The organism is Antiquaquibacter oligotrophicus, from assembly GCF_020535405.1.
In the GTDB taxonomy this organism is placed as follows: Bacteria; Actinomycetota; Actinomycetes; order Actinomycetales; family Microbacteriaceae; genus Rhodoglobus; species Rhodoglobus oligotrophicus.
Map to the genome: position 1 here is coordinate 2,265,909 of NZ_CP085036.1, position 18,072 is coordinate 2,283,980.

Below are 18,072 nucleotides of genomic sequence, written 5' to 3' on the forward strand. Positions count from 1 at the left end.
TGGCCTCTCAGTGTGCCCTCGTGTCGGAATCATCCCGACGACATAAGGAGTTTTGGTGGCGAACGTACTCGAACGTGTGCTGCGAGTCGGCGAAGGGCGGCTGCTTCGCCGACTCTCCAACTACGCGCAGGCGGTGAACCAGCTCGAGGAAGACTTCACAACCCTCACCGATGAGGAACTGAAGAACGAGACCGTCGAGCTGCGCGAGCGCTACGAGAAGGGCGAGTCGCTCGACGACCTGCTGCCCGAGGCCTTCGCGGCCGTCCGTGAGGCAGCAGTTCGCACACTAGGAATGCGTCACTTCGACGTTCAGCTCATGGGTGGGGCAGCGCTTCACCTCGGCAACATCGCGGAGATGAAGACCGGTGAGGGTAAGACCCTCGTCGCCACCCTCGCGGCCTACCTCAACGCGATTCCCGGCAAGGGTGTTCACGTCATTACGGTGAACGACTACCTCGCGAGCTACCAGTCCGAACTCATGGGCCGCATCTTCCGCGCTCTCGGCATGACAACCGGATGTATCGTCTCCGGGCAGACTCCCGCCGAGCGCCGCGAGCAGTACGCGGCCGACATCACGTACGGAACGAACAACGAGTTCGGTTTCGACTACCTGCGCGACAACATGGCGTGGCAATCGGCCGACATGGTGCAGCGCGGTCACGCGTTCGCGATTGTCGACGAGGTGGACTCGATCCTCATCGACGAGGCTCGCACGCCGCTCATCATCTCCGGCCCGTCCTCGGGTGAGGCCAACCGTTGGTTCACCGAGTTCGCGGCGCTCGCGAAGCGCCTCGAGCCGGGAGTGGACTACGAAGTCGACGAGAAGAAGCGCACCGTCGGTGTACTGGAACCCGGCATCGAGAAGGTCGAGGACTACCTCGGCATCGACAACCTCTACGAGTCGGCCAACACCCCCCTTATCTCCTTCCTCAACAACTCGATCAAGGCGTCGGCGCTCTTCAAGAAGGACAAGGACTACGTCGTCATGAACGGCGAAGTCCTCATCGTCGACGAGCACACCGGTCGTATCCTCATGGGTCGCCGTTACAACGAGGGCATCCACCAGGCGATCGAGGCGAAGGAGGGTGTTGCGGTCAAGGCCGAGAACCAGACACTGGCCACCGTGACCCTGCAGAACTACTTCCGTCTCTACGACAAGCTCTCCGGTATGACCGGTACGGCCGAGACCGAGGCAGCCGAGTTCATGAGCACCTACAAGCTGGGTGTCGTGCCGATCCCGACGAACAAGCCCATGCTCCGCAAGGACCAGGTCGATCTCGTGTACAAGAGCGAGCAGGCCAAGTTCGAGCAGGTCGTCGAGGACATCGTCGCGCGTCACGCCGAGGGCCAGCCGGTCCTCGTCGGAACGACGAGTGTCGAGAAGAGCGAGCTGCTCTCCAAGATGCTGGCCAAGCGAGGTGTTCGTCACGAGGTTCTCAACGCGAAGAACCACGCGCGCGAGGCCGCGATCATCGCCCAGGCGGGTCGCCTCGGCGCCGTTACCGTCGCCACCAACATGGCCGGTCGTGGAACCGACGTCATGCTCGGCGGTAACGCCGAGTTCCTCGCCGTCGCGCAGATGAACGCCCGCGGCCTCAGCCCGGTCGAGACTCCCGAGGAGTACGAGGCCGAGTGGGATGCCGTGTATGAGCAGGTGAAGGCGGAGGTCGAAGAAGAGGCAGCCAAGGTCATCGAGACGGGCGGCCTCTACGTTCTCGGTACCGAGCGTCACGAATCGCGCCGCATCGACAACCAGCTCCGCGGTCGCTCCGGCCGTCAGGGTGACCCGGGCGAGAGCCGCTTCTACCTGTCGCTGCAGGACGACCTCATGCGCCTGTTCAACTCGGGCGCTGCCGAGGCGCTCATGGGGCGCAGCAACGTTCCGGACGATCTGGCCATCGACTCGAAGATCGTGAGCCGAGCCATCCGTTCCGCTCAGTCGCAGGTGGAGTCGCGGAACGCGGAGATCCGCAAGAACGTTCTCAAGTACGACGACGTGCTGAACCGCCAGCGCGAGGCGATCTACTCCGACCGCCGTCACATCCTGGAGGGCGATGACCTCCAGGAGCGTGTGCAGAAGTTCCTCGAGGATGTCATCACCGAGGTTGTCGACGTCCACACTGCCGAGGGCACCTCGGACGACTGGGACTTCGACGCGATGTTCGCCGAACTCAAGACCCTGTATCCCGTGTCGATCACGCCCGACGAGATCCTCGCCGAGGCGCGCGGTCGCGCGAGTGCCGCGTTCGTGTCGCGCGAAGTGCTCTCCGATGCCAAGGTTGCGTACGCGCGCCGCGAGGAGTCGCTCGGCACGGAAGCGATGCGCGAGCTCGAGCGTCGTGTTGTGCTCTCCGTGATCGACCGCCGCTGGCGCGACCACCTCTACGAGATGGACTACCTCAAGGACGGCATCGGGCTCCGCGCGATGGCTCAGCGTGATCCACTCATCGAGTACCAGCGCGAGGGTTTTGCGCTGTACCAGTCGATGATGGCGCAGATCCGCGAGGAGGCCGTCGGGTTCCTGTTCAACCTCGAGGTCGAGATCTCGTCCGGCGACGGCGCTCCCGTCGTTCAGGCCCGTGGCCTGACGGCGAACACCGCGCCAGAGTCGCAGCTGAGCTACTCGGCTCCGAGCGACGACGCGTCGGGTGATGTCGAGGTGCGCAACCAGCGCGGCCAGGTCGAGCGCGCGGCAACGGCGAAGGCGCAGCAGGCTCAGCGTGCCGCAGGCGGCGGACGTATTCAGCCCGCGGCGCCGCAAAAGCCCGCTGCCCGTGGCGCGTTCGGTCAGCGCACCGAGGATGGCGAGCAGGCCGCGCCGTTGAACCGGGCACAGCGCCGGGCACAGGAGCGTCGCGGCTAGAGCACGGTGATGGCGCTCGCGCGCCACCGCCGGTCGAGTCCCTCGAGTCGGATCGCAACTGCTCGCACCCGCGAGCGACCTCGAACGATGACGACTGCCTCGACGACCCCGTCGCGCGGTTCGCACGTGCGAGTCGACCCCACTGTGAAGGTTGGTCGAACGGCGCGCTGACCTTTTGCGGAGCGCGCTCGCGCCGAAAGCACCACGCGCCGCACCAGATGGCGGTGAACGTCGTCCGTCACCCACCGCGCGATCTGATCGAGCTCACGCGCGCCGGCGAGGATCTCGATGACGCAGCGCGCCAGATTCTCGATGAGCGGTACTGGGTCGGGCAACTCTGATGTCGACGAGGGCTGGTGGCCGAAAAAGTCGTCGGTATCGATCCGCGCCCGGATGACGCGGGACGGGAGCACATGCTGCTCGGGTACGCCCTCGGGAGTCTGAACGGGAGCATCGACTGCGAGTAGTGCTGAGGGCATCCGCCGCCTCGTTTCTGTAGACGAGTCTGTCTAGTGAACGTTGCGGTACACACACCTAAGCAGGTCACGCGGGCCGAACTCAAACCGGTTACGCCGCTGTGGACAAGCCCGGTCTGTGGACGGCGGCCTCAGTCGGACCGGTTGCGGTTCTGGAAGGAGGAGGTTTCGGAGAGGCTCGCGACCTCGGATTGTTCCCACAGGCTCCGGCGCCGGGACTCTTCATACAGATCGTCGATGTAGCGCTCCAGCACCTCACGCTCGATACGCCAACGGGCTCCGCCCACCTTGATGGCGCGAAGCTCGCCCGATCGGATGAGCGTGTAGGCGAGGGCCCGGCTGATTCGAAGGATTCGCGCGGCCTCGCTCACGGTGATGAAACGACTGCGAGTAGCCTCCACCGTGTTCATGCCTCGATTATCTATGCCTTGAATCTCTCTCCCGCCTCGTGTGGATAAGTCACCGCGCGTGACCCAGCAGGAGGCGAGCATGTGCGCATGCGAACACCTGCCCGCGCCGTCCGACGTTCCACCGCAACCCGACTTACCTCGATCATCTTCGACCCCCGGTTCGTCATCGGTTTCGTTCTGATCGTCGGATCGGTGGCGGGCGTGACGGTACTGGTGACCGCAGCCGAATCGGCTACGGCGGTCTACGTCTCCGGGCGCCAATACCTCCCCGGCGACGTGATCGCGCCGGAGGACCTCATCGAGAGCGAGATGCGGCTGACCATTGTCGAGGACGCATATCTGCTCCCCGGGGAGATTCCCGAAGACGAGCTGGTCGTCATGAAACCCATTGGAGCGGGAGAACTTGTGCCGCGGAGTGCGTTGGGGCGCGGCACAGCGGATGCCGCGGCCATCGTCGTCGATGTGACGGGCCGACTCCCCGGCGCCGTCGCACCCGGGGTCACCGTCGACGTGTGGGCGACCGGGGCGGACGCGGACGACTCGAGCGCGCCCGTGGTTATCGCGCCGCGGGCGATCGTGGTCCAGCGTGTGCAGGATGAATCGTTTGTCGTCGGATCCGACGTGGTCGCCGTCGAGCTTCTCGTACCGCGCGATCGCATCGCACGCATCGCCCAGGCACAGGCCCGGCGTGACCTCATCTCGATTGTGCCGTCCGCGGCGGAGCTCGAACGGTGAGCATGAGGATCGCGGTGCACGTGGGCGGCGAGCGGGGGAGTGAGGTAGCCGCCGAGGCGCAACGACACGGTCACATCGTGACGCGGGTCTCCGGTCATCCGGAACTTGTCGCAGCTTTCGCCGAGCGTCTCGTCGACGTCGCCATCGTCGCAGGGGATGCCGCACTGTCGGTTGATCTTCTGGCTCCCGCCGACGCCACCGGGGTTCGAATGGTTGTCTTGGCGTCCACGGTTGCGCAGCGACGTCGGCTGACTCGGCTCGGACTCCACGAGGTGGTCGATGCTCGAGCATCCTGGTCGGTCATCGAGGCGGCTCTCGGGCGGGCACCCGGCAACTCGGCCGAACCGCGATCGTTCTCGGCCGTGACGATCGCGGTGTGGGGCCCGCACGGTGCGCCGGGCCGCACGTCGGTGGCGATCTCGCTCGCCGCAGAACTTGCCATGCTCGACCGCACGGTTGTTCTCATCGACGCCGACACCCATGCGGCCTCGGTCGCACCGGCCCTCGGTCTCGCCGATGGCGCTCCGGGCTTCGCGGTCGCATGTCGACTTGCGCGCAGCGGGGAGCTGACGTCGGCTGAGGTGACACGAGTGTCGGAGTTGGCCGGTGCCGGTGATGCGGAGTTCCGCGTGTTGACCGGAATCCCGCACTCATCACGCTGGACCGAGGTCCACCCGGAGAACGTCGAGGCTGTGCTCGCCGAGTGTCGAGGAGAGGCCGACGTGGTTGTGGTCGATGTCGGCGCGAGCCTCGAACGCAACGAGGGAGGCGCCGCTCGTGACGCCGCGGCGATCGCGGTGCTCGCGGCCGCCGATGTCGTCGTCGCGGTGGCCGCGGCCGACCCCCTCGGACTCGCCCGATTCGTGCGCATCGTGCCGCACGTGCGCGACCTCATCGGTGGGAGCCTCATCACGGTCGTCAATCGTGTTCGGGCGAGCGCCCTGGGGGCTCGGCCACGAGAACAGGCGGCCTCCGCTTTGGCTCGGTTTGCGGGCATCCATGGTGCCGTCATGATTCCGGATGATCGTCCGGCGTTCGACGTGGCGATGCTCGAGGCCGCGCCGCTCGCGACGGTCGCCCCGAGGTCTGCGGCGAGACTCGCACTCCGAGACCTCGCCCTGTCGCTGCTCCCGCCGCGGGCCGATCACGCGCCGAGACGCCGAGACCGACGCCGGGTTCTCACACCGGGCAGGCGCTAGCCTTGTCGAGTGTCGACGCTCAGTGATCTCGTCCAGGCGCAAGGGCGCTCCAGTGATGCCGATATCGAATGGCTCCACCTGCTCGTCGGGGACTGGCAGTTGCTCGCCGACCTCGCCTTCGCCGACATCGTGCTGTGGGTTCCGAGTGCCGGCGGCAGTTTTGTTGCCGTAGCCCATGCCCGCCCCTCCAGTGCGGCGACTCTGTTCTACCGGGACTTTGTCGGTCAGGAGATCAAACCCGAGTGGACCGCGCAGGTGACGGAAGCCTTTGAGACGGCCCGCATCGTCGATACGGCGGCTCCCGCCTGGTACGAGGAGACCCCAACGCGCGTTCGCGCGGTGCCGGTGATGCGCCGCCTGAGCCCGAGCGGGAGCGCGACAACCGAGCATCCCATCGGTGTTGTCACGCGGCACACCAACCTGAGCGAGGCGCGAACCCCCAGTCGCCAGGAGCTCACCTTCAATGAGTGCGCCAATGACCTCTTCGCGATGATCGCGTCGGGGGACTTCCCGGACCTCGGGGCTCCGAGCGGCCCGCGCCGCGGCGCGCCCCGTGCATCCGACGGCCTCATTCGACTCGACGTCGACGGTCTCGTGACCTTCGCGAGCCCCAACGCTCTCTCCGCCTTCAACCGCATGGGTTTCGCGGGCGAGCTCGAGGGGGAGTCCCTCGCCGAGGTGACCACCGAGCTTCTCCACGGCAGGCTCACGGTCGACGAGTCGCTCCCGCTCGTGGTGACCGGTCGTGCACCCTGGCGCACCGACATCGAATCGCGCGGCGTCACCGTCTCCTTGCGCACCATTCCTATCCGCGATCGCGGTGAGCGTGTCGGCGCGATTGTGCTGTGCCGCGATGTGACCGAGGTGCGTCACCAGGAGCGCGAGCTCATCACCAAGGATGCGACGATCCGCGAGATTCACCACCGTGTGAAGAACAACCTCCAAACGGTCGCCTCGCTCCTGCGCATTCAGGCGCGGCGCACACACTCGGACGTGGCGCGGGATGCCCTCGGCCAGGCGATGCGGCGCGTGGCATCCATCGCGGTTGTCCACGACACGCTCTCCGAGGGGCTCACCCAGAACGTCGATTTTGATGTCGTCTTCGATCGCGTTCTCAAACTCATCGCCGAGGTGGCATCCAGCCACAACACGACGGTGCACCCGCGGTCAACGGGAAGCTTCGGGCATCTCCCGAGTGAGTACGCGACGCCGCTCGCCCTCGCGCTCACCGAATTGGTCACCAACGCAGTGGAGCACGGACTCGCTGGCCGTGACGGCGAAGTCGAGATCGCGGCGACCCGCACCGAGGACCACCTCAGTGTGAAGGTGCGCGACAACGGTGTTGGACTCCCGGAGGGTCAGGTCGGTTCCGGTCTCGGAACCCAGATCGTGCGCACCCTCATCCAGGGCGAGCTCGGCGGCACCATCGATTGGCACACTCTCATGGGCCGTGGCACCGAGGTGACAATCGACGTGCCGCTCACCTGGCTGCGCGGCACGTCGATCGGCTAAGTCCCGAGGGGCTCCCACTCGGTCGCGGCGATGACGCCGACGAAGATTAGTGACACGGCCGCGATGGCGAGCATGCAGGCCGCCATGATCGCAAGCCGCCTGCGCCCGACGGGCACAACGAATCGTGTGACCACAATGGCGGCGTACAGTGCGACCACAATGGCGACGCCGATGAGTGCCGCGCCCTCAAGGCTGGTGAGCAGCGAGAGCACCACGATTGAGACGACGCTGAGGAGACCGCCGACGATCAACCAGATCGTGCCCGTCGAGCTCGTCAGGGACGGCTGTTCGCGGATGCGGGTGGGGTCGTTGCTCGTTTCGCTCATGCCCACAACCCTAGGCAGCGGGCATCCGGCACAGTAGGGCTGTGCAGGAGAACAACTCGCGGCTACACTGCCGCGGGTGTGGCGCTAGGAAGCGCGACGGGCGCGAGCGGCGCGACGCTTGAGGGCGCGGCGCTCGTCTTCGCTGAGGCCACCCCAGACGCCGGAGTCCTGGGAGGTGTCGAGTGCGTACTGGAGGCACATCTCGGTCACGGTGCAGCGCGCGCAAACAGCCTTGGCCTTGTCGATCTGGTCGACGGCCGGACCGGTGTTGCCGACGGGGAAGAACAGCTCCGGGTCAGCGGTCAAGCAGGCAGCTTTGTCGCGCCAGTCCATGGTGGTACTCCTTAGGTGCTCGCGGTGGGTGTCCGCGGACAGGCGATCGACACGTCGATACGCCTGTTGGATGGGGGTGGAAAAATCCGTGGGACCCGCTCGCGACACTGGGAGCGTGAAATCAACCTCAACTAGAATCGCATACCGGTATATACAAATCAATGGTTTTTTGATGAGGGGTGCTGTGGTAGAGGGTCGCCGTCATCCGCTTCTCACCACTCTGGCGGTCATCGTTTTCGCGGAATGCGCGCTCATGGTGGCCGCCGCGTTGTGGCTGATTCTGGAGCTCATCATCGACGTACCGTCGTCGGTCGCGAGCGCTCTCGCTCTCACCGTGCTCGTGGTGATCGCCGCGATCTGGCTTGCCGTTGTGGGGGTCAACACCCTGCGTGGTGCACCGTGGGTGCGCGGCGCGATCGTGGTGTGGCAGATCCTTCAGATCGCGGTTGCCGTCGGCAGTTTTCAGGGGCTGTTCGCGCGACCGGATGTCGGGTGGGCGCTGCTCATCCCCGCCATCGTTGCTCTCGTGCTGCTCTTCACGAAGCCCGTGATGGCAGCGACGGCCCGGGAATCCTAGGCGGCGAGCCCCAGCTTCTTGCGCAGCATGGCGACGTGGCCGGTCGCCTTGACGCTGTACAGCGCGAGCGTGATCACACCGTTCTCGTCGATGACGAAGGTCGAGCGGATGACCCCCACCACCTGCTTGCCGTAGAGGTTCTTCTCACCCCACGTACCGTAGGCCTCGTGTACCGTGCGATCGGGATCGCTGAGGAGCGCGAAGTTCAGGCCGTCCTTCTCGCGGAACTTCGCGAGCTTGGCCGGCTCGTCGCGGGAGACGCCGAGCACCGTGTAGCCCTCCGACTTCAGCGAGGAGAGGTTGTCACGGAAGTCACAGGCCTGCTTCGTGCATCCTTCGGTCATCGCCTCGGGGTAGAAGTAGAGAATCACTTTCTGCCCGCGGAAGTCGTGCAATGACACCTCCGCACCGCTCTCGTCGGTGAGTGTGAAATCGGGTGCCGTGTCGCCGGGCTCGAGTCGTGCGGTCATCTGTCTCCTCAGGTCTCCAGTCATGCTAACCTTGTTCCTCGGCCCGCCAAGCGGGCTACGCACCTCTAGCTCAATTGGCAGAGCAACTGACTCTTAATCAGTGGGTTCCGGGTTCAAGTCCCGGGGGGTGTACCAAAGGCTCGGAGCAGCTCTCGCCAGCGATTCCGGGCCTTTTTCGCTCCTACGAGGGCGAATCCGCTCACTTGGTGTGCTCGACCCTAGGTGCCGATCCCCTCCTGCGAGTTCAGCAAGTTCCTCCCGAGCGTCCTGGAGGGCCATCGCGACTGATGAAATCCAAAGCTCGTTGAGCACGCGGTCGAACGTCTCCCGAGACCGCGAAGCTCAGCGCGTCCACCGTCGAACCGTCCACGTCCTTCAAATAGTCGAGCAGTACGGAGTGCAGCGCCGGTTGAAGGTCGACGTCGTAGAAGTTGTAGTCGAGGTCGCCCTCAGAGCTTCGTCGCGTCTGCATGATATTTGCCTTCCCAGCGGCTGCCTGCCGCTCGCCTTCCAGCCTGAGCCGCAATGGGGTTGCATTGATATAGCCCCCCTGTGACCGGGCAGCGATGCGGATAGTCCTCGCTGGCCGCGAGCGCCGTCACCCCCTTCGGCCAGAATGTGTATATGGCTCAATGGACACCGCGTGGCGCTGACCCAGCCTCGCACCACGCGCTCGTAGACGGCATTCCCGATTGGATGGAGCGTTCACTCCGCAACTGGTTCGGCACCGAGTTCACTCTTGGGTCGGACTACACCGCGCGTGCATGGACTGAACGGATGGAGGAGTACGACCTCGCTGCTCGGACCTCGCTCGCAGCAGACTTGGAGCGTTATGGGCCCGACAGCGTCTTCGACGCTTTGGGTTCAAGTGCGCTGGACGTCATCGACTGGCTCATTCACGACAACTCGACGTGGGACGGGCGCGAAAGTCGCAACGATGAGTTGGAGGGAATATTGCTAGCGGGCGGCTCGCTCTGGAAGGTTGGGCAGCGCGGCGGATTCGCGGGATTAGAGCGACGTGTACCTGAAGGGGTGCAGGTCGCAGCCGAAGCAGCGATTGCGGTCCCCGGCAATGCGGGTTCCTTGCTGTCGGAAGCGTGGCATGCGGCATTCGGCCTCAATCCCGACTACGAGAAGGCCTACGCGAAGTCAATAAAGGCAGTTGAAGCAGCTGCGATCCCGGTGGTGAGTCCCAATCACACCGGAGCTACCCTCGGCACCGTAATCGGACAAATGCGTGCGGACGGCGACTGGGCTCTCGCTATGACTCGCGAGCATCCCACTCACACAACCGCGCAGGTTGTGATCGGCAATATGCAAGCACTCTGGACAGGTCAGAATGACCGGCATGCGGGCCAGCCGGGCTACGCTGCGAGCACGCAGGCCGAAGCCGAAGCTGCAGTGATGCTCGCCGTGCCTCTGGTCCAGTTGTTCTCCTCGGGTGCGGTCGCTCGACGCTAACCGACCCGCGGAATTGCTGCCGCGGCCGGTCGCGCGGCGAGGTTGTCGAGGCGGTCCATGTCCGCGGTCGCCGAGCCGTTGAATAGGTGCGAGTAGATGGAGTCGGTGGTGTTGATGTTGGCGTGGCCCATCCATCGCGAGACCTTGCGAATGTCGATACCTTGCGCGGCACAGGCGCTCGCTTAGAAGTGCCGCGGGTCGTGCGACCGCGCCGGGCGGACGCCGAGCTTCGCGCGTCGAACTGAAGTAGTACCTGTAGACGGAGGACACGTCTAACGGGCGTGACCAGTCCACACGGTTGCGCGAGTCGCCATGCCGACCCTTGGAGCGCCCGGGCCAGAGCGCCGCGCTCGGGTCGGCTCGGCGAGGGTGTGCGGCGAGGTACTCGGTCAGCCCAAAATCGCGTTGACTGCACCTGAATACGAACGGGCAATTTTCGCGCACCAGCGCCGTCTTCTTCTTACCGTGACGGGGACGCCGGTCCGGCGAGGGCGTTGGGTGATGGAAGGCTCGATGTGCGTTGATACGCACTTCCGTGAGATCGTGAAGCGCGACGAAGACTCTTCAGGTCGATCCGGCGCTGATTCGACTGACGTAGTCGACCCCTCCTCATAACCCCTCCGAGTTCCGGGTAGACACCGATATGCCTCGCTGTCCCTCAGCCGCCGAGCGTCGCCCGGGATTACGCCTGGAATGGTCGAGTTGGATCGAGAGCCGCGCGCGCGTTTTGGATGTACGAGTTCAGAGTCTCTTCCCTGCGAACTCCCCTCAGAGTGTCCCAGGAGATCAAACCGCCGTATCCAACGACAGAAACGATCGACGGCCCGCTCTCTCGATCGTCTTTTCGCCATCGAGTTGAATCCCATAGGTCGCCGAGATGGGGGACCTCGATTCGAAGAGTCTCGCCCGCTCGCATGCGCTTAGCTTCCGAAGCGCATCGACGATGTTCTGTTGTGATTTCGACGTACACGTTCTTCGCCTGGTCTGGGCCTTCGTTGGTGAGGATGAACGCGCTCCGTTCGGGCCACTCGACTTTCCAATGCACCACGTTGCGCTCGACTGCAGCAAGGCGGCTCTGCCGTGCCCTACGTTCTCCGAGGACGAGGGCGATCAGCGCGAGTGCGAGTGCGGCGAACGAGATGGCGTCGCTCCATTGCAAGTTTGCCAAGGTCACTCCCGAATCGAGGTTCGTGTCCACGTGCCGCAAGACGGACTCACCAGTAGACCGCCACGATCGCGACCTCTAAGTACTGCGCTGCGGATCCGTCGGAGCCTCCACTCGATTCGACCACTGGACTCCGTTGGGACCACGGCCAGAGTCTATTGCGCTCTCGAACCGCCTCGCGAAGTTCGGCCCTCTGCAGCTGGGTCACTTCTTCATCTGTGACGCCGGCGAGGCCGTCAACAAGCATGAAGGCTGTCGTCTGCGCATCAATCGCGAGGGCCTTCAGGTCCCTGCCGCCAAAGAGCTCGCTCAGTCCGCTCGGGAGTGTTTCGTTCTCTCGACCCGCGAGTCTTTGAATGCTCGTCGCGTAGTCGATGATGGCCGGGTCAATTGGACCGTCCGGCATCAGAGCGGAGGCCCCCTTGTTGTGCCCGCTCCTTAGCGCTCCCAAAAACATCGTGCCGAGCCCGTCAACGGTCTCAGCCAAATCATCGTTGATGGTGCGCAGGATGGAGCCCACGTACGAACCCGACTCGAACTCGGTGAGCACCGGATTGACCACTCGGCAGAGCATCGTAAAGCGCGTTTGACGGAACAGAATGCGACCCACGTCCCCCCAGAACCACTTGGGGTTGGTCACGCTTTCGAACTCGACGTCGGTCGGGGCAGCCGAGTCCGAAACCGCTGTTGCATTCACAAGCCATGGTTCGCCTTGAATCTCGACGATGGAAACGCCTGGATTTTGGCCTACGACCGGAATCGCGTTGCCGGTAAGGCTGTCGATGAGTTCGGTAAGCGGCTTGGCGTTCTTTAGCGCGTCCCTCAACTCAATTGTGAGGAAGGTCGGGAATGATTCAACAACGCTCGTCACGGCCGACATAGCAGTCCGAGCTTTGTAGATGTCAGAGGCGACGAGGTCCGTTTCAATCTCGAGCAGGTCGCCGCGCTTGAGGTTTTTCAGAGCGATGCCCTGGCCGAGTCGTCGCATCGTGGACGGGTCCGTCCGCCGGAGAAGGAGTTTGTCGATCGGACCGGTTCGCACCGAAGCAAGCGGCAGAAGGGCGAATTTCGCGATGTTTTTCGCCCTGAAGCGTGCGAACGCCGACTGAGCCACCGACTTGCGCAGTACCTGAACTTCGGTACCTCGCACAGACTTCAGGGTGGGCGCAAAATTGGCTTGTCCGAACTGTGTCGTCTTTGACACCCCTGCAGAGATGCTGGCCTCGCGCGACCGGGACTGCGTCTCTGTCCTCTGCACAAGGATCTCGCCGTCGACGGAAGCGAGCAGGCTCTCAACGCTGGTCTCGTCTAGATAGACGAATTCCCTAATTGCTGAGCCGAAAGAACGTCGGCGCTTTCGGAAAATACTCACGCTCGTTGTGCCTCCTCTAGTGCCCATGCATCGCGAGTTCGCTCTATCGCTGAATGCTGAGCGCGAGCTTTCTCATACCCGAGCGCGATGTGCTCTTTGGTGATGGACGGAGCTCCGGCAGCGCGTTGTCCGGCCTCGGCCTCCGTCCAGATGAGACCAAGTTCGGCTGGAGTCCAAGCGTTTGACGCGCTGGCGAGCCAGGCGATTACCGCAGGAGTTGCGGCGGCGATACTCCTCGATTGAGCTCGAATGATGTCCAGCCGTTCTGCCTGCTTGGGAACCGTGAATTCCATTGTGTAATCGAATCTTCCAGGTCGGAGGAACGCCTCATCGACGTCCTCAAGACGGTTGGTGGACGCAATCACAAACGGACGCTTAGTCCGGTTTGCCCCGTCCATCGTTGCCAGGAGTTGGCCCACTTGTCGGTTGACGAAATCATGCGACTCGGGACTTCGACGTGCGCCAATGGTGTCGAATTCGTCAAAGAAGATGATCGACCGAGGGTACTTGTCCGCGTGAGCGAACAGATCCCGGAGAACTCGCTCAGTGGCCCCGACCCACTTGCTCACAAGCTCGGGACCATTGACCGTGATGAGTTGCGCATTTGTCTCTTGTGCAACCGAGCGCGCAAGGTGCGTCTTTCCGGTTCCTGCGGGACCGAAGAACATGGCTCCAGAGATCGGCTTTAGGCCTGAGGCCGTCGATCCAGTCGCGCGGGCGTCAAAACTGGCTAGTACCAAACGCGTGAGCTCGGTGATTCTCTCTGTTAGACCTCCGACCGCTGCCGCACCCCCGTCCTCGGGTTTGAGCGACTCGACGGCGAATGGCATTGAGTCTTCGGCATCGAAGCCTGCCACGACATTGGATTCAGCCTGAGTCAGCGGTCGCCACATACGGGCCGACTCGTCGAACCAGTAGGACTCGCCAACGTTAGGTGACTCGATGCTCTCTGCCTCAACCGCCTTCAGCTGCGAAGCGATCTCCAGCAGTGATCGCTCGCCCTCGGTGTGCCTCAAAGTCCCAATAATTCTGAATTGGCGAGGCCACGCGGCTCCCGCCGGAGCAGCGAGCACCACGGACAAGTCATTGGAGACGTGAACGAAGCTGCCCGGCTCCGAAGAGGGTAAATCTGAGGCCTCCAGGACAGCCATGGAACCGTTGGGAAACTCGACCCACACGTAGTCGGCGTCGATCGCTACCGAGTGCACTCGCGCGAGGTTGAAGTAGTTGGACATTAGCTGAAATTTTATCTCGCTATGGCGACACATCTCGACGCGACTAGCACGCTCGACGACCTGCCACCGAGCTGTGGGGCGAAGTTTTCAGCGGGTGACGGACAGAGCTAGCGCCGTTCAAGTCCCGGGGGGTGTACCACGATCGGCATCTCGGAATAGCTTCGCTGGCCATGCTGTTGGCCCATGCCATGACTACTTTCGGCATCATCGGTTCAGGCAACATCGGCAGCAACGTCGCTCGCGCGCTCATCGCGCACGGACACGACGTGGTCATCTCCAACTCGCGCGGACCGGAGACGCTCACGGCCCTCATCGATGAGCTCGGCCCGAAGGCGCGCGCCGCCACAGTGGAGGAGGCGGCCGAGGCCGCGGAGGTTGCTCTCGTCGCGGTGCCCCTCAAGGCCTACCCGCATGTTCCCGTTGAGCCACTCGCGGGCAAGATCGTGCTCGACGCCAACAACTACTACTTCGAACGGGACGGGCACATCGAGTCGCTCGACCGTGGAGAGGAAACCACGTCGGGGCTTCTGCAGAAGCACCTCCCAACGTCGCGTGTTGTGAAGGCGTTCAACCACATCGGTGCGCACGAGATCCCCACGGCGGGGATGCCCGCGGGCAGCACCGACCGTCGAGCCCTTGTCGCGGCATCCGATAGTCCAGAGGCTCTCACCTTTGTGACCGCGCTCTACGACGAGCTCGGGTACGACACGGTGGCGATCGACAGTCTCGACGAGTCGTGGCGCATCGAGCGGGACCGCCCTGGGTACGGCATCCCCAACACCCGCGATCAGCTCGTCGAGCGACTCGGGGCAGCTCAGCGCGTGCTCTAATGCTTGCGCCTTGCACATTTCTGCGCGAATGGAAAGGCCCCGCTAGTCCGCCGCTCGCTCAGTTACCGTGAAGGTCAATTCGGGAGTATGGATTGTCGACGCCCCTCGGACGGGGGTAGAGAAAAGGGGCTTGTGGCTGATCTCGTCGTGACCTCCAGCAAGCGGAGGCTGGACATTCAGGCGTTGCGCGCGCTCGCCGTGGTCGCCGTTGTTCTGTATCACTCGTGGCCCGGCCTCGTACCCGCCGGCTATCTCGGCGTCGACATATTTTTTGTGATCTCCGGCTATCTGATCACCCGCCACCTCGTGGGGGAGCGAGTACGTGACGGCCGCATCAGGCTCGGGCGGTTCTACGTGCGCCGCGCCCGACGGCTCCTGCCAGCGGCAACGCTCGTCCTCATCGTCACGGCGGTCATGACCCTTCTCGTGGTGCCGATGCAGTTCTGGACCGACTACTTCCGGCAGATCGCGGGCAGCGCGCTCTACGTGCAGAACTGGGTGTTGCTCTCCCCGATGGAGGGCCCGCGGATCGACACGGCCGTGCTGCACTTCTGGTCGCTCTCAGTGGAGGAGCAGTTCTACCTGGTGTGGCCGCTCCTCGTGATCGCCGGGGCCGCCATCGCGGCGCGACTGTCGCGAGCACCTCGACCTGTTCTCGCGGTGGGGGCATCCGTCATCATCGCTGCGTCGTTGGTGCTCTGGATCGCGACGAGCGCGCAGAACTACGAACTCGCCTACTTCAGCACGTTCACCCGTGCTTGGGAGTTCGCCGCGGGTGGCCTTCTCGCCGTACTCCCCGCGCTCAGCGTGACGGGCCGGCGGGCGGATGCCCTGTTCTGGGTTTCGGCGGTCGCGCTGGTCGCATCGATCCTGCTCCTCGGCACCAACCCCGGAGCATGGACGATCATCCCTGTCGTCGCGACGGGCGCGATGATCGTGGCCGGCAACGCCGAGCTTCCTCGATCGGCTCGCGCGATCGTGGGGTGGCGTCCCGTTCAGTTCACCGGCGACATCTCGTACGCGCTGTACCTGTGGCACTGGCCGGTGCTCATCTTCGCGCCGTTCATCACCGGGTCGCCGAGCCCGTCGTGGTTTATGGTGCTGCTTCTTGCCTTCGCGGTGCTTCTCTCGTGGGGCACAACAAAGTTCGTCGAGAATCCGATCCGCAGAACGCCTCTCGAGGGCGACCACTTCCGTCGGCGTCGACGGGTTTCGGTTGCGACGGTCACCGCCGGTCTTGTCGTGACGTTGGCGCTCTCGGGCGCGAGCATCTGGACGAGCAAGAACAACCCCGAGGTGACCCAGGCCTGCCTCGATCGCAACAACAGTCGCACGGGCATAGAGCCCTCGAACTGAAAGGTGCGTCGGGGCGGCCTCATCCTGACGGGGCCGCCCCGAAGCTGGAGAGCGACTACTTTTCGGGAGCCCTCGCACCCCCGTCGAAGATGTCCTTCTCCATGGCGTCATACCCCTCAACCTGCGGGTCCCCGTGGAGTCCACCACTGATGGCGTACTCCTCCTCGGGGGACAGGACGAGTCGGTGGCGTCCCCACACCCCGAACCCGATGAGGATGACGACGTACACGATGACGATCGCGATGATCGCGGGCTGGAAAGTCGGGTTCAGCAGGAACCCGAAGAACACGAGCGCCGCGATCGCGGCCGCGACGTAGGCACCCGGCAGTCCCCACGGGCTCTTGTAGGGGCGCTTCGCGTTCGGGAACTTCCGGCGCAGGATGATGTACGACACCATCTGCAGGAAGTAGGCGAGCACGGCGCCCCACACGGCGATGTTCAGGATGATGGCTCCCGCCACCGCTCCGGCACCCTCCGGGTCGGCCTTGGCGAGGAGGTCGAGCACCACAAGCGCGACGAACCCGATGACGGCGCCGACGAGCAGGGCGACCCACGGGGTCTGCCGCTTGCCGGTGAGCGACAGGAACTTCGGGTAGTAGCCCGCGCGCGAGAGCGAGTACATGTTGCGTCCGTAGGCGAACATGATGCCCTGCAGCGAGGCGAGCAGTCCGATGAGCGCGAACAGCGCGAGTACGGCCGCGAGTTCGTCACCGACGATCGCGCGGAAGCCGTCCAGGAGCGGCTCGAGGGAGACGCCGGTTGCCTCGGCACCAAGGATGCCCGTGTTGAGGAACAGCACGAGGAGTCCGGTCACGATGAGGGTGCCACGTGCCCACAGTCCAGCGCGCGGGATGTCGCGGCTCGGGTTGTGCGATTCTTCCGCAGCGAGCGGCAGCTCCTCGATGCCGAGGAAGAACCACATCGCGAAGGGAAGCGCGAAGAGGATCGGCAGCACGCCGTGGGGGAGGAATTCGGTCTGCCCGGGGTCGGGTGCGATGTTCCACAGCGAATCCCAGCTGAACAGGCCACTGAAGAGGGCCATGGCAGAGAAGACGAGGATGATGCCGATCGAGATGATGGAGACGACGATGGCGAACGTGAACGAGATCTTCGCCCCGGCCGAGTTGAGCGCGATGAAGACGGCGTAGAGGATGACCCACCAAATCCACATGTTGGCCGACAGGTCGAGCCCCAACAACTCGGTCGTGATGCCGTTCGCGTACTGGGCCGAGAAGAAAACGATCACGCCGGTTGTTGCGACGTACTCGATCGTCTCGGCGAGACCGGTGACGAGACCGCCCCACGGGCCCATCGCCGACCGCGCGAATGAGTATGCACCTCCCGTGTGGGGCTGCGCCGCGGCCATTTCTCCGATGGAGAAGATGAGCCCGTAGTACATGGCGACAAGAATGACGAAGGCGATGAGCATCCCGCCGAAGCCCGCGAAGTCGATGCCGAAGTTCCAGCCGGAGAAGTCACCGGAGATGACGGCGGCTACGGCGAGACCCCACAGTCCCCACACGCCAGCGGATCGTTTAAGGGAGCGCTTTTCGAAGTATTCCTGTCCGGCTTTCGTGTATGTCACGCCGGACACGCTCGTCGTGTCCTTCTCCGCCATGGGTCCTCCAGTTGCCTCGGTCGGGCGCAGGCTCCATTGCCTGCCGAATTCCCATGAGTTTGTCGGCTATTGGTACCTGATGTCTACCTTTGGATGTAAATTGCGCGTTACGGTAGCCGGGATTGGCGAGGAAG

Annotated in this window: 18 protein-coding genes and 1 tRNA gene; 9 read left to right on the top strand and 10 right to left on the bottom strand. The window is 64.0% G+C overall.

Annotated elements, in window-relative coordinates; translation table 11 throughout:
- Nucleotides 1–55 precede the first annotated feature (55 nt).
- Nucleotides 56–2,863, top strand: a complete 2,808-nt coding sequence (secA, locus tag LH407_RS10960) for a preprotein translocase subunit SecA (RefSeq protein WP_322133953.1) — start codon at nucleotides 56–58, stop codon at nucleotides 2,861–2,863.
- On the opposite strand, the gene LH407_RS10965 is transcribed toward secA, so the two are convergent.
- Together LH407_RS10965 and LH407_RS10970 are read right to left on the bottom strand one after the other, a co-directional pair.
- Nucleotides 2,860–3,342 carry an Rv3235 family protein gene (locus tag LH407_RS10965; protein ID WP_322133952.1) on the bottom strand — a complete coding sequence of 161 codons (483 nt, stop codon included), beginning with the start codon at nucleotides 3,340–3,342 and terminating at the stop codon, nucleotides 2,860–2,862. The two genes, secA and LH407_RS10965, sit on opposite strands and share 4 nt — an antisense overlap.
- A 128-nt stretch (nucleotides 3,343–3,470) precedes the next feature.
- Nucleotides 3,471–3,749, bottom strand: coding sequence for a helix-turn-helix domain-containing protein (locus LH407_RS10970; protein WP_322133951.1), 279 nt, complete (start codon nucleotides 3,747–3,749; stop codon nucleotides 3,471–3,473).
- A gap of 87 nt (nucleotides 3,750–3,836) precedes the next feature.
- On the opposite strand from LH407_RS10970, the gene LH407_RS10975 reads away from it, so the two are divergent.
- The 3 genes from LH407_RS10975 to LH407_RS10985 are packed head-to-tail and all read left to right on the top strand — an operon-like array spanning nucleotide 3,837 to nucleotide 7,195.
- On the top strand, nucleotides 3,837–4,484 hold the full coding sequence (locus LH407_RS10975; protein WP_322133950.1) for a hypothetical protein: 648 nt from the start codon (nucleotides 3,837–3,839) through the stop codon (nucleotides 4,482–4,484).
- Between the two features lie 2 nt (nucleotides 4,485–4,486).
- A complete protein-coding gene (locus LH407_RS10980; RefSeq protein ID WP_322133949.1) occupies nucleotides 4,487–5,683 on the top strand; it encodes a P-loop NTPase family protein in 1,197 nt (398 codons plus the stop codon).
- A 9-nt stretch (nucleotides 5,684–5,692) separates the two neighbouring features.
- Nucleotides 5,693–7,195, top strand: coding sequence for a sensor histidine kinase (locus LH407_RS10985; RefSeq protein WP_322133948.1), 1,503 nt, complete (start codon nucleotides 5,693–5,695; stop codon nucleotides 7,193–7,195).
- Here the strand turns inward: LH407_RS10985 and LH407_RS10990 are convergent.
- Nucleotides 7,192–7,521 carry a hypothetical protein gene (locus LH407_RS10990; RefSeq protein WP_322133947.1) on the bottom strand — a complete coding sequence of 110 codons (330 nt, stop codon included), beginning with the start codon at nucleotides 7,519–7,521 and terminating at the stop codon, nucleotides 7,192–7,194. The two genes, LH407_RS10985 and LH407_RS10990, sit on opposite strands and share 4 nt — an antisense overlap.
- Nucleotides 7,522–7,605: 84 nt before the next feature.
- Nucleotides 7,606–7,854, bottom strand: a complete 249-nt coding sequence (locus LH407_RS10995; RefSeq protein ID WP_322133946.1) for a WhiB family transcriptional regulator — start codon at nucleotides 7,852–7,854, stop codon at nucleotides 7,606–7,608.
- A 172-nt stretch (nucleotides 7,855–8,026) separates the two neighbouring features.
- On the opposite strand from LH407_RS10995, the gene LH407_RS11000 reads away from it, so the two are divergent.
- Nucleotides 8,027–8,431, top strand: a complete 405-nt coding sequence (locus LH407_RS11000) for a hypothetical protein (RefSeq protein WP_322133945.1) — start codon at nucleotides 8,027–8,029, stop codon at nucleotides 8,429–8,431.
- Here the strand turns inward: LH407_RS11000 and bcp are convergent.
- Nucleotides 8,428–8,901 carry a thioredoxin-dependent thiol peroxidase gene (gene bcp, locus LH407_RS11005; RefSeq protein ID WP_322133944.1) on the bottom strand — a complete coding sequence of 158 codons (474 nt, stop codon included), beginning with the start codon at nucleotides 8,899–8,901 and terminating at the stop codon, nucleotides 8,428–8,430. The two genes, LH407_RS11000 and bcp, sit on opposite strands and share 4 nt — an antisense overlap.
- Before the next feature lie 59 nt (nucleotides 8,902–8,960).
- On the opposite strand from bcp, the gene LH407_RS11010 reads away from it, so the two are divergent.
- Nucleotides 8,961–9,036: transfer RNA gene (locus tag LH407_RS11010), tRNA-Lys, on the top strand.
- Nucleotides 9,037–9,145: 109 nt separating this feature from the next.
- On the opposite strand, the gene LH407_RS11015 is transcribed toward LH407_RS11010, so the two are convergent.
- Complete coding sequence (locus LH407_RS11015) at nucleotides 9,146–9,373, bottom strand: hypothetical protein (RefSeq protein WP_322133943.1); 228 nt, start codon at nucleotides 9,371–9,373, stop codon at nucleotides 9,146–9,148.
- A 152-nt stretch (nucleotides 9,374–9,525) separates the two neighbouring features.
- Between LH407_RS11015 and LH407_RS11020 the strand changes: the two genes are divergently transcribed.
- Complete coding sequence (locus LH407_RS11020; RefSeq protein WP_322133942.1) at nucleotides 9,526–10,362, top strand: hypothetical protein; 837 nt, start codon at nucleotides 9,526–9,528, stop codon at nucleotides 10,360–10,362.
- On the opposite strand, the gene LH407_RS11025 is transcribed toward LH407_RS11020, so the two are convergent.
- The 3 genes from LH407_RS11025 to LH407_RS11035 all read right to left on the bottom strand — a co-directional run bounded on the left by LH407_RS11025 (nucleotide 10,359) and on the right by LH407_RS11035 (nucleotide 14,134).
- On the bottom strand, nucleotides 10,359–10,493 hold the full coding sequence (locus LH407_RS11025) for a hypothetical protein (protein WP_322133941.1): 135 nt from the start codon (nucleotides 10,491–10,493) through the stop codon (nucleotides 10,359–10,361). The genes LH407_RS11020 and LH407_RS11025 overlap by 4 nt on opposite strands.
- A gap of 1,083 nt (nucleotides 10,494–11,576) precedes the next feature.
- A complete protein-coding gene (locus tag LH407_RS11030) occupies nucleotides 11,577–12,899 on the bottom strand; it encodes a DUF6414 family protein (protein ID WP_322133940.1) in 1,323 nt (440 codons plus the stop codon).
- Complete coding sequence (locus LH407_RS11035; protein ID WP_322133939.1) at nucleotides 12,896–14,134, bottom strand: ATP-binding protein; 1,239 nt, start codon at nucleotides 14,132–14,134, stop codon at nucleotides 12,896–12,898. The genes LH407_RS11030 and LH407_RS11035 overlap by 4 nt, the downstream gene beginning before the upstream one ends.
- Nucleotides 14,135–14,322: 188 nt before the next feature.
- On the opposite strand from LH407_RS11035, the gene LH407_RS11040 reads away from it, so the two are divergent.
- Together LH407_RS11040 and LH407_RS11045 are read left to right on the top strand one after the other, a co-directional pair.
- Entirely contained in the window at nucleotides 14,323–14,964 is a 642-nt protein-coding gene (locus tag LH407_RS11040; protein ID WP_322133938.1) for an NADPH-dependent F420 reductase, read from the top strand.
- Nucleotides 14,965–15,096: 132 nt separating this feature from the next.
- On the top strand, nucleotides 15,097–16,320 hold the full coding sequence (locus tag LH407_RS11045; RefSeq protein WP_322133937.1) for an acyltransferase family protein: 1,224 nt from the start codon (nucleotides 15,097–15,099) through the stop codon (nucleotides 16,318–16,320).
- 55 nt (nucleotides 16,321–16,375) lie between these two features.
- Here the strand turns inward: LH407_RS11045 and LH407_RS11050 are convergent, their stop codons facing one another.
- Nucleotides 16,376–17,938: an amino acid permease gene (locus LH407_RS11050; protein WP_322133936.1), complete on the bottom strand. Its 1,563-nt coding sequence runs from the start codon at nucleotides 17,936–17,938 to the stop codon at nucleotides 16,376–16,378.
- Nucleotides 17,939–18,072 lie beyond the last annotated feature (134 nt).

Bases quoted from the DNA above. Each gene is read 5' to 3' on its own strand.
- LH407_RS10965 (WP_322133952.1), bottom strand. From the start codon at position 3,342: ATGCCCTCAGCACTACTCGCAGTCGATGCTCCCGTTCAGACTCCCGAG.
- LH407_RS10970 (WP_322133951.1), bottom strand. From the start codon at position 3,749: ATGAACACGGTGGAGGCTACTCGCAGTCGTTTCATCACCGTGAGCGAG.
- LH407_RS10975 (WP_322133950.1), top strand. From the start codon at position 3,837: ATGCGAACACCTGCCCGCGCCGTCCGACGTTCCACCGCAACCCGACTT.
- LH407_RS10980 (WP_322133949.1), top strand. From the start codon at position 4,487: ATGAGGATCGCGGTGCACGTGGGCGGCGAGCGGGGGAGTGAGGTAGCC.
- LH407_RS10990 (WP_322133947.1), bottom strand. From the start codon at position 7,521: ATGAGCGAAACGAGCAACGACCCCACCCGCATCCGCGAACAGCCGTCC.
- LH407_RS10995 (WP_322133946.1), bottom strand. From the start codon at position 7,854: ATGGACTGGCGCGACAAAGCTGCCTGCTTGACCGCTGACCCGGAGCTG.
- LH407_RS11000 (WP_322133945.1), top strand. From the start codon at position 8,027: ATGAGGGGTGCTGTGGTAGAGGGTCGCCGTCATCCGCTTCTCACCACT.
- bcp (WP_322133944.1), bottom strand. From the start codon at position 8,901: ATGACCGCACGACTCGAGCCCGGCGACACGGCACCCGATTTCACACTC.
- LH407_RS11015 (WP_322133943.1), bottom strand. From the start codon at position 9,373: ATGCAGACGCGACGAAGCTCTGAGGGCGACCTCGACTACAACTTCTAC.
- LH407_RS11020 (WP_322133942.1), top strand. From the start codon at position 9,526: ATGGCTCAATGGACACCGCGTGGCGCTGACCCAGCCTCGCACCACGCG.
- LH407_RS11025 (WP_322133941.1), bottom strand. From the start codon at position 10,493: ATGGGCCACGCCAACATCAACACCACCGACTCCATCTACTCGCACCTA.
- LH407_RS11035 (WP_322133939.1), bottom strand. From the start codon at position 14,134: ATGTCCAACTACTTCAACCTCGCGCGAGTGCACTCGGTAGCGATCGAC.
- LH407_RS11040 (WP_322133938.1), top strand. From the start codon at position 14,323: ATGACTACTTTCGGCATCATCGGTTCAGGCAACATCGGCAGCAACGTC.
- LH407_RS11050 (WP_322133936.1), bottom strand. From the start codon at position 17,938: ATGGCGGAGAAGGACACGACGAGCGTGTCCGGCGTGACATACACGAAA.